Annotated in this window: 13 protein-coding genes and 1 other RNA gene; 5 read left to right on the forward strand and 9 right to left on the reverse strand. The window is 31.1% G+C overall.

Annotated elements, in window-relative coordinates:
- Positions 1 to 125 precede the first annotated feature (125 nt).
- Both COC46_RS18740 and COC46_RS18745 read left to right on the forward strand, forming a co-directional pair.
- Positions 126 to 389: a hypothetical protein gene (locus tag COC46_RS18740; protein WP_098811432.1), complete on the forward strand. Its 264-nt coding sequence runs from the start codon at positions 126 to 128 to the stop codon at positions 387 to 389.
- A 162-nt stretch (positions 390 to 551) separates the two neighbouring features.
- A complete protein-coding gene (locus COC46_RS18745; protein WP_098811433.1) occupies positions 552 to 1055 on the forward strand; it encodes a HEAT repeat domain-containing protein in 504 nt (167 codons plus the stop codon).
- A gap of 106 nt (positions 1056 to 1161) precedes the next feature.
- Here the strand turns inward: COC46_RS18745 and COC46_RS18750 are convergent, their stop codons facing one another.
- The 3 genes from COC46_RS18750 to COC46_RS18760 form a co-directional block, all read right to left on the reverse strand.
- Positions 1162 to 2169: an IS1595 family transposase gene (locus COC46_RS18750; RefSeq protein ID WP_098811434.1), complete on the reverse strand. Its 1008-nt coding sequence runs from the start codon at positions 2167 to 2169 to the stop codon at positions 1162 to 1164.
- Between the two features lie 137 nt (positions 2170 to 2306).
- Complete coding sequence (locus COC46_RS18755) at positions 2307 to 2510, reverse strand: aspartyl-phosphate phosphatase Spo0E family protein (protein WP_098811435.1); 204 nt, start codon at positions 2508 to 2510, stop codon at positions 2307 to 2309.
- A gap of 353 nt (positions 2511 to 2863) precedes the next feature.
- Complete coding sequence (locus COC46_RS18760) at positions 2864 to 4384, reverse strand: carboxypeptidase M32 (protein ID WP_098811436.1); 1521 nt, start codon at positions 4382 to 4384, stop codon at positions 2864 to 2866.
- A 165-nt stretch (positions 4385 to 4549) separates the two neighbouring features.
- Here COC46_RS18760 and COC46_RS18765 point away from each other — a divergent pair, with 165 nt between their 5' ends.
- On the forward strand, positions 4550 to 5170 hold the full coding sequence (locus tag COC46_RS18765) for an NAD(P)-dependent oxidoreductase (protein ID WP_098811437.1): 621 nt from the start codon (positions 4550 to 4552) through the stop codon (positions 5168 to 5170).
- 137 nt (positions 5171 to 5307) lie between these two features.
- On the opposite strand, the gene COC46_RS23155 is transcribed toward COC46_RS18765, so the two are convergent.
- A complete protein-coding gene (locus tag COC46_RS23155; protein WP_098811438.1) occupies positions 5308 to 7239 on the reverse strand; it encodes an ATP-dependent DNA helicase in 1932 nt (643 codons plus the stop codon).
- A 202-nt stretch (positions 7240 to 7441) separates the two neighbouring features.
- Entirely contained in the window at positions 7442 to 8368 is a 927-nt protein-coding gene (locus tag COC46_RS18775; RefSeq protein WP_098811439.1) for a Gfo/Idh/MocA family protein, read from the reverse strand.
- A gap of 167 nt (positions 8369 to 8535) precedes the next feature.
- Between COC46_RS18775 and COC46_RS18780 the strand changes: the two genes are divergently transcribed.
- Positions 8536 to 8754, forward strand: a complete 219-nt coding sequence (locus COC46_RS18780; protein ID WP_098811440.1) for a hypothetical protein — start codon at positions 8536 to 8538, stop codon at positions 8752 to 8754.
- A 134-nt stretch (positions 8755 to 8888) separates the two neighbouring features.
- Here the strand turns inward: COC46_RS18780 and COC46_RS18785 are convergent, their stop codons facing one another.
- The 4 genes from COC46_RS18785 to COC46_RS18800 form a co-directional block, all read right to left on the reverse strand.
- Positions 8889 to 10040: a THUMP domain-containing class I SAM-dependent RNA methyltransferase gene (locus tag COC46_RS18785; RefSeq protein ID WP_098811441.1), complete on the reverse strand. Its 1152-nt coding sequence runs from the start codon at positions 10038 to 10040 to the stop codon at positions 8889 to 8891.
- A gap of 152 nt (positions 10041 to 10192) precedes the next feature.
- An RNA gene (rnpB, locus tag COC46_RS18790) (RNase P RNA component class B) lies at positions 10193 to 10578 on the reverse strand.
- Positions 10579 to 10656: 78 nt separating this feature from the next.
- Positions 10657 to 10962, reverse strand: coding sequence for a cell division regulator GpsB (gene gpsB, locus COC46_RS18795; RefSeq protein WP_088010652.1), 306 nt, complete (start codon positions 10960 to 10962; stop codon positions 10657 to 10659).
- Positions 10963 to 11036: 74 nt separating this feature from the next.
- Complete coding sequence (locus COC46_RS18800) at positions 11037 to 11603, reverse strand: SLOG family protein (RefSeq protein WP_098811442.1); 567 nt, start codon at positions 11601 to 11603, stop codon at positions 11037 to 11039.
- A 668-nt stretch (positions 11604 to 12271) separates the two neighbouring features.
- Here COC46_RS18800 and COC46_RS18805 point away from each other — a divergent pair.
- Positions 12272 to 13000, forward strand: coding sequence for a GntR family transcriptional regulator (locus COC46_RS18805; protein ID WP_098811443.1), 729 nt, complete (start codon positions 12272 to 12274; stop codon positions 12998 to 13000).
- Positions 13001 to 13116: the final 116 nt, after the last annotated feature.

The raw sequence follows: 13116 nt of genomic DNA on the forward strand, positions 1-13116 counted from the left end.
CCTTACCTATCTGTATGAATAAGGAGCATTTGAAATTCTATGGAAAAAGCTAAAATTCCCCCAAATTACAAAGAACAATTGTCTAGGTATAATTATTAGTAATTAAAAAATATTGGAGGTTACTAGTGAGTAAAATAGATAAACAAAAAGAAAGATGGAACAGAATAAAATCCAAAGGAAAAAAAAGGTATTTATTAAACTTTTTACTAATTTATATAGCAATCTCATTACTATTTCCAACATTGACAGTGTTTGGACATAATAAAGTAGCATATTCTTTACAGGAGATTTTTAAATTATATTTAATGTACTTGATAAGTTGGAGTTTAATGGGCTTAATGTTTGGAAATATAACTTGGAAAAATAATAATAAGAAGTATGAAAATTAGTATATGTTACCTGTGGAAGAATGTAATTGAACTAACGCAGTGCGATACTTCAATAGAAGGTCGCTTTTTTTATTCAACATAATGGCAGATTAGTTGAATAAGGAAACCCTAATTTTTTGTAGAAATTTATAGTAAAATTGAATAGTTGAGGTGGGTGGATAAATGGATTTAGAAATCATAAGAAAAGTAATAGAAAGCGATAAAGTAGAGTCAGCAGAAAGAATATTGGAAGAAATCGGGGAAACAAAACAAGAAAATTGTATCCCTCTTCTGATCGAATACTTAAAAAGCACAGATAATCATAGAATAAGAAATTCGATTGCGATTGCCCTTAGTGATATAGGAAGTGAAAAAGCAATTGAACCACTGATAGAAATGATAAATGACCCTAAAACACTGGGATATCGAGGTTCCCTGTTTTATGCATTGAAAGCATTTGATTGTTCGGCACACTTAGAAACGTTAGTATATCATTTGTTAACTGGTAACTTCGAAGTCCAAGCAAACACGTTTCAATTGATCGAAGAAAATATCAATTCAGATATAAATGATGAAGTCTTATCAAAATGTATTTTAAAGGTTAAGGAAGAACTTAATGAACTTGATCGACAAAAAGATATACTTTCAGATGCTTTAGAAATGTTAAAGTCATTCAAAAAAAATTAATATATATTAACCATCTTGTTCAACTAACGCATGCGTTAGTTAGGTAAGAACCCTTTTAAAAGTCATATCAAATGATATGGCTTTTTTTATTCCAATTAAACTACATTTATACTTCTCGTAAATACTTAACGGTAATGTAATTAGGATTTTGACAGGAACCTAACATCATACCCTTTACTCTGTCCTTAGTAGCTAACTTTTTATTTTGTTGCAAGAATTTGAACCAGTATAGGTAGTTATCAAGATATTTAGTGGCTACTCCTTGAAATCTATCCATCCAATCTCCAAGACGTTTATGAAAGCTGTTGACATGCTGAACATGGTATATGCCTTTTTTCACATAACCTTCTTTACTGACATTAATTGTTTCGTGTTTTAGACCTTTATCCAATGCAAATTTTTTATAGTTCGTTGCGGTATCTGTGCATAACAAAGCAGAGGGGTCTATAAACTCCCCAATTACCGCATCGATTTCTTCTGCTCGGACACGACCACGACCAGCTTTTCTAACAACTACTTGACCATTTCGGTCTTGTGCAACTATAACTGCAATTTTAAGACTACTAATACCTCTTTTTGGGTCTCTTCCACCACGTTCTTTTGGGTCTCTGCCTTCAACTTTACGTCCTTTAAAGGACTCTTTGAAAAAGGTCTCGTCGCTTTCAACGATTCCCTTTAAACCTTGAAATCCTAAAGAACGCAATGCAAATAATATCTTGTGCCTCCAATAGAAACAAGTTGATATGTGAATTTTAAGTTCTTCAGCTATTTTTGGTAAGGTGTATCCTTCAATCATCATACGAAAATATTTAGCCCATTTCCCAAGATATCGAGAACCTGAAATCGGGGTATTTGTTAAGTCATTAAATGACTTGCAGCAATCACGACAGAAGTAACGCTGTCTTCCACGATATTTTCCGTTTCGCTTTACCTTAACACTTCCACAATGAACACAACCAAGACCTTCGCTAAAGCGAGTTTCTCTAATGGTAGTGTATGTATCTGCAATTTCATCTTCATCGTTAGAGAAGAACTCTGATTTTAAGCGATTAAATAACTTGATTTGGTCTTGTTTCGATAAATCTGTAAAGTCAGCATAAACATGTTCCAACATTGAAAAACCACCTCCCAAACAAGTATTTTAGCACCCTTTAGGAGTATGGTCAAAATAGCAACAATCTATGCGAAAACAGCCAAATTAAAAGACCACAAAGGCTATTTGTGGTCTTTTAATGCGGCTTATATAGTTTTTTATACTGGCTTTACATTCACTTTAGTTTTTTTACCGGCAATTTTTTTCAATAATTTCTGCAGTTCATTTAAATCTGTGTCCAACTGATGACGAATCTCAACTATTTCATGATTATTATCATTATTTTGCTTCTGAGCTTCCTGCAACTTGATTCGTTTTTCTTCGATATTTTGTTGTAAAAATCTAGCAGTTCTAAAAAACATTCAAATTACCTCCTTTTCATCTAAGAATGAACACGCTTACATTTATTACTAATATATAATGAAAAAGTATGTATCATATAATTAATAAGTGTCTTTTCTTTGAACTTATTAAAGCTACGTTTACTTTTTCTTATTTCTAAACCACATTAATATTTATAAATGTTTATTATAAAACAAGTATGAACACGCTTTCATTTTTATTTATTATACAATAAAATTGTAACTTTTCGAATATAAATTGTGTCTTTTCTTTGAACTTATGGATAAAAAATAGAGCTCTATCATTAAACATGTAGATTTTTACGAAAAGGATGGGTTGATTTTTATCATTTCCCCCATCCTCACTAATTAGTTTAAGCTAGATGATAAAGTTTTGAATATTTTTCTTCTAGATACTCTATAAAGTATTTTACATTTAAATCTTCACCTGTAACATCCATTAAGATTTCTTTTGGTTCTTTTAGTTTTCCAAATTGGTGAATATTAAGTGTTAACCAATTAACTATTTGCTGAATCTCTCCGCTTTTTAAAATGTTTTCATAATTATTTAAATCCTGTTTCATTTGATGCTTAAACTGAGCTGCGTACATTGCCCCTAAAGCATAAGATGGGAAATAACCAAAATCTCCTCCTGCCCAGTGAACATCTTGGAGAACGCCTTCTCGATCATTTGATGGAACGATTCCTAAGTATTCTACCATTTTATCATTCCATACTTTTGGTAGGTCTTTAACTTCTAAGTCACCATCAAACAATTCTTTCTCAATTTCATACCGTACCATTATATGTAATGGATATGTACACTCATCCGCTTCGATTCGGATTAATGAAGGTTCACTATGGTTGATTGCTTTATAAAATTCCTCTACAGATAGGTTTTTAAAATAATCGCCAGTTTTTGCTATTAAATCTTCATATTGAGTTTCCCAAAATTCTTTACTTCTTCCAATCATATTTTCAAAGAATAGTGATTGAGACTCATGAATTCCCATAGATGCGCCTTCACATAATGGAGTACCAATTAAATTTGATGAGATGTTTTGCTCATAAAGTGCATGTCCACATTCGTGAATTGTACCAAAAAGGGCACTCATAAAGTTATCTTCTATATATTTCGTCGTCACCCGAACATCCCCAGGATTTAATGTGATTTGAAAAGGATGTACTGTTTCATCTAAACGACCTGAGTCGAAGTTATAGCCTAATTTAGAAAGTATATCTTCACTTACTTCTTTTTGAAGATCAATTGAAATAGGCTGTGACAATTCTTTGCGAATTAATTTAGTTTGGGATTTTGATATTTTTGCTACTAAAGGGACAAGACTCTCTCTAACTTTTCCAAAAACTTCATCTAGCTTTTGTGTTGTCATACCAGGTTCATAGAAGCTTAATAGCGTATCATATTTCTTGTCTTTGTATCCCCAATATTCAATAAACTGTTTTTTCATTGAAACAATTTTTTCTAAATATGGTTGGAATTTGCTAAAGTCTCCTTCACTTTTAGCTTCTTCCCAAGCATTTTCACTTAAGGAACATAGCTTTACATATTCTGCATATTCCTTTTTAGGGATTTTACAATTTAAATCAAAGTTTTTCCTACATTCTTTAACGGATTTTTCAATGATTTCGCTTAAGCTTCCAGTACCTATTTCTTTTTCTAATAAAACTAAATAGTTTTCCATTGTATTTGAAGTTGTCATTTCAAACACTTCTTCTGAAAGCTGGCTTATAACATTTGATCTTTGTTCCGCTCCATTTTTAGGGGCACCAGTTCTTAAGTCCCAGTACATCACATTAATTGCTTCATTATAATTTTCGATTTTCTTTAAATAATTAATAAATTCTTCTTGTACATTCGTAATTTCCAAATATATCCCTCATTTCTAAATTTTAGTCAGTTAATTTCATTCTATCATATCTTTTATTTTGTTTTACTATTAAGATTAAAAAGTAATGATGCTTATAACGTACTCTAATTTATGAAGTGATATAAAAGACGTAGTGAATAAAAATATTGTACAATACAGTAAGGTGATGTTATGAAAATATTATTATTAGGTGCAACAGGAAGAGTCGGTTCCATTTTACTGGACTTATTATTAGAGGCTAAGTGTGAGGTAGTCGCTTTAGTAAGAGATCAACAGAAATTAAACATTAATCATGATGCACTTACAGTTTTACAAGGAAATACAGTAAATGAAACTGATTTAGAATTGGCCTTAAAAAATGTAGATGGCGTAATTTCTGCATTAAATACAGAAGGGGAAAATATTTTATCTAGAACTATGGAACTTCTAATCCCACTTCTTGAAACGAACAAAATTAATCGAATCGTCACAATTGGTACGGCAGGTATTTTACAGTCAAGAGTTGATCCAACAATACTTCGTTATTTAAGCACTGAATCTAAACGAAAAACAACCACTGCGGCAATTGATCATGAAAAATCATATAATATGTTACATTCTAGTCAATTAAATTGGACGATTGTCTGTCCTACTTATTTACCCGAAGGACCAATAACTAAAAAATATCGTATAGAAAAAGATATGTTACCGGTTGGTAGCCAAAGTATTTCGACTGGTGACACTGCATTTTTCACTTTTAATGAATTTTTCGATTGTAATTTTAGTAAATCAAGAGTTGGAATAGGTTATTAAAAAAGAGGCTGCCCCAAAAGGTAGATTTCAGCCTTGAAATTTAAAAAACAAAACGCAAGAATGTTGATTTCTCAGCATTCTTGCGTTTTTAATTTGACGGTTTTTTAATCAGACAGGGCTTTTGAGACAGCCTTTTTTTAAGATGGATTAACAGGTAAACAGTTTAATATTTTTTCTTTCGTTTCATTGTTAAGAACATTTTCAATAAATAAAATAATTTTACCCTTATCTTCGTGACTACGTATTAATCGTCCAATACCTTGGCGTAATCTTAATAACATATACGGTTCGTCGATCTCGTTGTAAGGGTTTTGTGCATTTTGTCGTTTTGATTGGAACACCGGATCATTTGGTGGGAATGGTAGCGAGTGAATGATCACTTGACTTAGTGATTCCCCTTGAATATCTAAACCTTCCCATAAATGAACAGCGCATAAAGAAGCATTAGTATCCTCTTGGAATTTTTGTACAATCGAACTAATTTCCTCTTCACCTTCAAAATATAAATTGAAATCTAATTGTTCTTGTTCAATTTGTTGTTTAAATTTTTTCATTTCTTGTGTCGAATTAAATAGGATTAACGTACTTCCGTTATTATCCTTTAACTTCTCGATAATCTTCTCATTTTTTTCCACTGTTTTTGTTTGGTCAACTTGATTTAACTCAATTTGCATTTGTTCTTCATAATCAAATGGTGAATTAACCGAAAATGATAAGTAATCTTTTATACCCAAACTATTAGCAATATAGTCAAATGAGCTATTTTGAGAAAGAGTTGCTGATGAAAATACAATCGGCATTTTTTGATTAAACACTTTTTCTTGCAAAAGCTCATTTACTGCTTTTGGCATGATGACAAGCGTTAATTCATTTTGATTATATTCAATCCACTGAATAGCAGTTATTTCATTTATAAATAAATTTAAGCAACGTTCTACATCATCTAAATGTTCATCAACAATATTTAATTGATATTCATCGATCGTATACATTTCACTTTCAAAAACTAGTTCATCACCAATGCTGCTAATTTGTGACTTTAATCTTCTAGCTAACTTTATTAATTTTTCATTCATATAAAGTTTATAACGTCTAGATCCTTCAACCTCTTCAGTATTGTTATCTAATTCATAAAAGAATTGATCGTACGTTTCTAATGTATCTTCTAACAGCTGCTGGAAGCTTTCACGTGTACCCGATTGCATTAAAAATGATAAAAACGTATTTAATGTTTCTTGTTGTAAGCGATAAGTTAAAGATTTTTGACTGGCAAATTCAAGTAAATGCCCTTCATCAAATACAACACAGCTTGGGTTCGGTAGTAATGGTAATTGACCTTCACGTTTTCTTGATTCTACTGTCCAAATATGCTCCATATAAAATTCTTGTGAGCATACAATTAAGTCAGTTGCTTTACGATAATGTTCTCTAGATAGGGTTTGTCCACATCTATGTCTTTGTTCACAAGTAGAACAATCTTGGAAATAGTCATAAGAAATTGTATCCCACTCTTCATCTGTTAAGTCCTTATATTCAGTACGATCTCCATATGGAGTAAATTTTTGAAGAGTTCCATAATCATTAACAAAGCTTGGTAAATTTTCATATACGGCTAAAACTGAATCCGATACTTCATCTTCTGTACGTTGTTGATCTAATTTTTTTAAGCATAAATAATTAGTAGTTGATTTTGCTAATCGAACATCAATTGATAAATTTAGTGCATTTGATAATTTTTCAATATCACCATTTTTCTTTACTAGCTGTTCAATTAATGATTCATCAGCACATGCGATAATAGCAGGCTTACCTGTATACCTTGCATAACATAAACAATATAGTAAATAGACAAACGTTTTACCTGTACCAACACCGGCTTCAGCAAAAATAACTTTCTTCTCTTTAAACGCTCTTTCAACCTGATAAGCCATAAAGATTTGCTCGTCTCTTAATTCATACCCTGCATCAGGTAATAAATCGTAAAATACGTCTCCAATCCACTCCCCTAGCTTTTCAATGAATTGATCTTGCTTGCCTACCTCAAAAGGTAATTTAGTTGAATGACTCATTGCTACCCCCAAAATGTAAATTAAAAAGAAAAAGTCCTCTCTTGAGAACTTTAATTTTGCAAATTTATTCGATCCATTATAATGTTAAAAAATTGTCTCTACCCGCTATCATACAAAAAATGAAGAGGAAAGGCAAGGGAAATAAGGCTTGAACAAGCGAATATGAAAAGAATTAAATGCTACTAAATCCCCATCTCTTTCCTTACCTCTCATTTGCTTGTCTTATTATTTCTTCAACGATTATTTGAGATTTTAACGCTTCCTCGCCGTTAATCGAAGGATTTTCATCAGAGTTTATACAATTGATGAAATGGTTAATACAATCTTCAAAACCTCTTTGTTTTAAAGTAGTATCCCATGATGATGAAAAAGAATTATTTATTGAGTTATTTTGTTCTATTTCATAGTTGTTCATATTTTTCACCCTTATTATAGAACCTTCAGTAATTAATTCTAATCGCTCTAGATTTGTTCCTGCTTTTCGATGCATATCAGTATTAACCATCAGACCATCTTTTGATTCATATTGATGTGTTGCGTACTCTAATTGATTATTAAGATTGAGTTGAACTTTTCCATTAATAAGCTTCATATCTCCATTTGCAAACCATCTAACGGTATCAACTAAATGTAAATAATCATCCAGCATCGTAAATTCGAATGAATTAGGTCCGATACTATTTTCACGATGTTTTTCAAATCTAATTATTGCTATATTTTTAGCCTGCTCTTTTGCCTTTACATACATTGGACAGAAACGACGATTGAAACCAACCATTAGTTTTCGATTTAGTTTAATACTTAATTCGGCTAATTTTTCTGCCTCTTGTAATGTAGCTGCAAGTGGTTTATCCACATATACATCTTTTCCATTATTTAATAAGTAGGATACAACTTCAAAATGTGAATTTGTAGAACTATGTACAAATAATGCATCACATTGATCTGCAAGTATATCTAAACGATCGAAATCCTGTATTCGATAGTTTGAACATATTTTCTTACGCTTTTCTTTACTAGGTGAAAATGCTCCAATAAAATTCCAGTTCTCTTCTTTTGTAAGAATGGGTAGATAAGCTTTTTGCGCAATATTACCTAATCCTACCATACCAATACGAGGTTTTTTCATCTTAATCAGTCCTTTAAACGGCTTATTTTACTAAACTTATTTTAACAAATTTTCATTCTTCTTTTAAAAATAAATGATTAATCTTCCATATTGTAATAGAAATAACAATCCACTTATCGGGAAATCTATAAAGTGACAATAAAAAGGAAAGTTTGGAGGCTAGATAATTGTATTTATACTCTTTAATACAAACAAATTTCGATACTAATGACGATTTAAGTGTTGTAAGAGACCTTTATTTACTTCAACATGAAAAATGTTTCTCTAATCACGAATTCCATGATCTTGTCACTAGGTATAAAAGTAGAGCAGAAACGAATTGGCATGTTGCACATTTACTTGAAGAGAATCATGGATTTAGAATCGTACCTTCTATAAATTTATGATGATATCAAATTCCTCAAATATTTTCATTATGTTCAAATTATGTTCGTAATTCCTTTCATTATATAAGTTATGATAATTAAAAAGGTGTCCCACTAGTCAGCATTATGACTTTTGGGTACACCATTTTAATTAATTACTCTTCAATTTTTCTAGGAGGTCTTTTCCCAAAATATTGGTAGTAATCGGTTTTAATAAAACCATTAAACAATTTACGTTTTTTTGTGGCAGGTTTACCGTAAAATTGCTCAAATCCTTCATGACTAGTTAAAATATAAGCTGACCATGTTTCTAATTTTGTAAATACATTCCCCATGTCAGAATATAACTTTTCTACATATGGTCGATCGTTCAAGCGTTCACCATATGGTGGGTTAGTAACAACATACCCATACTCAGATCTAGTCGTAAAGTCTCTTACCTGCATTTGTTTAAATTCAATCGAATCTGACAATCCAATTTCATCTGCATTCGCTTTTGAAACATTAATCATACGATGATCAATATCTGAACCAATTATTTCAAGTTTTTGATCGTAATTTGCTAAATCATCTGCTTCTTGTCTTGCTTCATTCCATCTTTTTTTGCCAATCCAGTGCCAGTCTTCAGATGCAAAGCTTCTAAATGATCCTGGCGCGATATTTTGCCCAATTAATGCAGCTTCAATTGGAATCGTACCTGACCCACAAAAAGGATCAACAAAAGGTAAATCAGCATTCCATTTCGTAAGTAATATTAATGATGCCGCAAGCGTTTCTTTTAAAGGTGCTTCACCTTGGTCTACACGATATCCTCTTTTATGTAAACCTTCACGACCTGTTGTATCTATTGATAATGTTACGATATCTTTTAAAATGGAAACTTCCACACGGAATAATGGTCCATCTTCAATTAACATCCCTTGAATATTTTGGATCGTTTTTAATTTATCAACGATTGCTTTTTTAACAATTGCCTGACAGTCTGAAACTGAAAATAATTTTGACTTGTGAGATTTTCCCGAAACTGGAAATTGACCGTTTCTTGGAATAAACATGTGCCAAGGTAAGGCTTTTGTTTTTTCAAATAACTCATCAAATGATGTTGCCTTAAATTCCCCAACGCGGAGTTTAACTCGGTCAGCTGTTCTAAGCCATAGGTTAGCTTTAACAATTCCATCTTCATCTGATTTAAATAATACTCGACCATTTTCAACAACTACATCTTCAAATCCTAAGCTTTTTACTTCTCTAGCAACTAAAGCTTCGATTCCCATTGCAGCAGTAGCAATTAATGTATATTTCGTCAATTTGACCACCTATCTCATTCAAAAAAAGAATGAACTTTTTCTTTTCATATTTTCGTATTAATCCTTATTTTCATTATGAACAATTAACGCCTAAATTACAAAAAACTCTCCATATAATGAAGAGTTTTTAAACAGTTTCATCATTTCATATGTTCTGTAAGCCATGTTCTGTACCGGTCGTACTACAAGCGGCTCTCGCCTCGTACTACAAGGTGGTAATCATCTATCTACAGAATAACCTGTCCCTTTCTCAGTTCAATTCCTTTGAAAGGATTCCCCTACCATAATTTGGGTTTCTCGCTCGTGGGGTTTACCGCGTTCCACTCCTCTCATTTCTTCGAGGACTACGTCACTGTGGCACTTTAAAGGTAGTAGAACCATATCCAAAAAGGACTTAGGTCCTTTCCCTGCCGTTAGCTGTCAACACAGCTACCCTATCTTATGACTTCGATAGGCACGAACACTACAGCCATCGCAGGACTGTGCGAGCATGGACTTTCCTCAACAACGTCTAGCGTTGCAGCGATTACCCGAACATATTGAAACGAACATTTATTAGTATAGTAAATAATACTTTAGTTTGCAATGCTTTCTTAAAATATAATTTTAATTAAAATTATTCGAATAGTTTACTTCCAAAAACATGCTTTTCTAAATTAGATAATCTTTTTAGTACATCTGTATTCGTATTATTAAATGGTGATGGTGGAGGTGTAGCTGTGTTCTTTTGATCCTCCAACAGTTTTTTATACTTTGCGTTTTCTTGTTGTAGGGCTACGATTTGATTTTGAAACGATTCATAATCTTTTATGATCGTGTCTAAGTATTGATCCACTTCCTCTTGATTATACCCTCGCATAGAAACTTTAAACTCTTTATTTAGGATATCTTTTATACTTAGCTTTATTTTTGTTGATTCCATGTATGTCACCCCAAAACATTTAGAAATATTTACCTTCTATTTTTTCAAAGACTTAATAAATTGTCAATTATATTCTATATTTCCCTATATTTATTATCATCATTCTCAAATGACTCTTCTGCAATTACTTGTAAATCATCAAATGTGATGATTTCTACAGGATAAAGATCTAACTCGTTTTTCTTAAAGGCTAAATCATATAAATATTTAGGACTACCTTCTTTTTCATTATCGTAAAATAAAATACAGCCATTACTTTTACTAACTAAAAATTCATTTTTGGCCTTTAATTGCAATGGAGATTCGTATGGTTTCCTTGAAATTGAATCTACGTGATCCGCTCCAATTAATATTTCATTATAATATTCTTTGTTGGCCTCATTCCAATTTTTCTCTTGTTCTTCATATGGGGTAAAAATGCCTAATTTTAAGTGGGGATAATCAAGTTGAAGCTCAAATACTACTTCTGCCGCCCACAATTCAGTACCCATCTGCCCAGAAATAATAACCCATTCAAGTTCATCTATAAATTGTAATATTTTATTTTTTATTGCCTTTTTTATGTATTTCACTGCATCATGTTTATTTGAAAAAATTCCTAATTCAAATGATTTATATCCAGATATAAGTAGTATTTTCATAAAACCTCACAATAAATTAGGAAGAACTAAAAAGTTCTTCCATAATTAATATTTTTTGCAATATAAAAATTTGTAAATAGTCATTTATCTCGCAAAATCATTTATTTAAATAATATTCAAAATTATCAATGTAGAAATTATTAAGAGGGAATCTAATATTTATCTTGCTTATTATAGTAGTCAACGATTAGTGGAAATCAACTATTAAGACATTTAAGATCAATATATCAATATTTGATTGATTCTTATAGAGGATATTTTATTCCCTATTAGTTTAGTTATTATATTAGGAATATTATTATCAAAATTTTTTCGTCGAAATTCTAAAATTGGAAAATTTTCACTATGATAAGATTACATATAAAGCTTGTTTAAAACTTGTAAAAATAATTAGTGTTAATGTGATTGTGAAAAAAAATAAAAAAAGTATTTTGTTCAAAATTATCCTCTCCATTATCTTAAATATACTTTAATGTCAACTTTTTAAGTTTATTAGGTTTGAACATATTTCACAACTATAAATTTAATCATATTTAAAAGTTTAAATATTCTGATTTTTATGAGTTTATACAAAGATTGCCGAATGCTTAATATTCCTTTAAAATGAGTTATGAAATCGTTTTAATATAGAGTTAAAATATAGATTATCGCATTACGAGGAGTAAAAAATGATTAACAAAAATTCCCCAATACCAATTTATCATCAATTATTAGAATACATAAAATCCAAAATCGCAACAGGTGAGTACCCGGCTGATGAATTAATCCCATCAGAAAGAGAGTTTTCAGAGAAATTTCAAATATCTCGTATGACTGTTCGCCAGGCATTAAATAATTTAGTTCAAGAAGGAATTGTTTATAGACAAAAAGGTAAAGGTACATTTGTTAGTCGTCAAAAAGTTGAAAAAAAAATTAGTAGATTAAATAGTTACACCGAAGAAATGATTGAGAGAGGCTTAAAGCCAAGTAGTAGATTAGTTCAATTTGATATCTTAAAATCAGATAAGGCATTATCAAATATACTAAAAATTAACGAAAAGGATCCAATTTATTTTATTAAACGCGTCCGTTTAGCAGATTCAATCCCTATGTCCATCGAGAGTATCCATGTGTCATGTGAAATAGCTCCAAACTTAAACAAAGACGTTCTAGAAAAATCATTTTTTGATTATGTAAATGCTAACATCCCAGATCCTATTCAATATGCCGACCAATCTATTCAAGCTAGAATGCCCTCTGAAGAGGAAGCTAAGCTATTAGAAATTCCGCTGAATACGCCAGTACTTGCAATTTATCGTACAACTTATTTAAGAAGTGGCAAGGTATTAGAATACGAGTTAACTGTATATAGAGCTGACCGATACAAGCTTGTACATTCATTATCTAGAAATGACTAAAATAATTCAGATAAATTAATAACACATCAATTCTTACGAGACCTTGTGTTAATTTCTATTTTCTTTCAAACCGTTATACGACAAAAAAGCCAGGAGATTGGTCTTATCCCTGTCAA

The organism is Bacillus sp. AFS041924 (assembly GCF_002577195.1).
In the GTDB taxonomy this organism is placed as follows: Bacteria; Bacillota; Bacilli; order Bacillales; family Bacillaceae_G; genus Gottfriedia.

What these genes read in the sequence shown, in the direction of transcription:
- COC46_RS18745 (WP_098811433.1), top strand. Translation starts at nt 552, where the DNA reads ATGGATTTAGAAATCATAAGAAAAGTAATAGAAAGCGATAAAGTAGAG.
- COC46_RS18805 (WP_098811443.1), top strand. Translation starts at nt 12,272, where the DNA reads ATGATTAACAAAAATTCCCCAATACCAATTTATCATCAATTATTAGAA.
- COC46_RS23155 (WP_098811438.1), bottom strand. Translation starts at nt 7,239, where the DNA reads ATGAGTCATTCAACTAAATTACCTTTTGAGGTAGGCAAGCAAGATCAA.
- COC46_RS18755 (WP_098811435.1), bottom strand. Translation starts at nt 2,510, where the DNA reads ATGTTTTTTAGAACTGCTAGATTTTTACAACAAAATATCGAAGAAAAA.
- COC46_RS18765 (WP_098811437.1), top strand. Translation starts at nt 4,550, where the DNA reads ATGAAAATATTATTATTAGGTGCAACAGGAAGAGTCGGTTCCATTTTA.
- COC46_RS18750 (WP_098811434.1), bottom strand. Translation starts at nt 2,169, where the DNA reads ATGTTGGAACATGTTTATGCTGACTTTACAGATTTATCGAAACAAGAC.
- gpsB (WP_088010652.1), bottom strand. Translation starts at nt 10,962, where the DNA reads ATGGAATCAACAAAAATAAAGCTAAGTATAAAAGATATCCTAAATAAA.
- COC46_RS18775 (WP_098811439.1), bottom strand. Translation starts at nt 8,368, where the DNA reads ATGAAAAAACCTCGTATTGGTATGGTAGGATTAGGTAATATTGCGCAA.
- COC46_RS18800 (WP_098811442.1), bottom strand. Translation starts at nt 11,603, where the DNA reads ATGAAAATACTACTTATATCTGGATATAAATCATTTGAATTAGGAATT.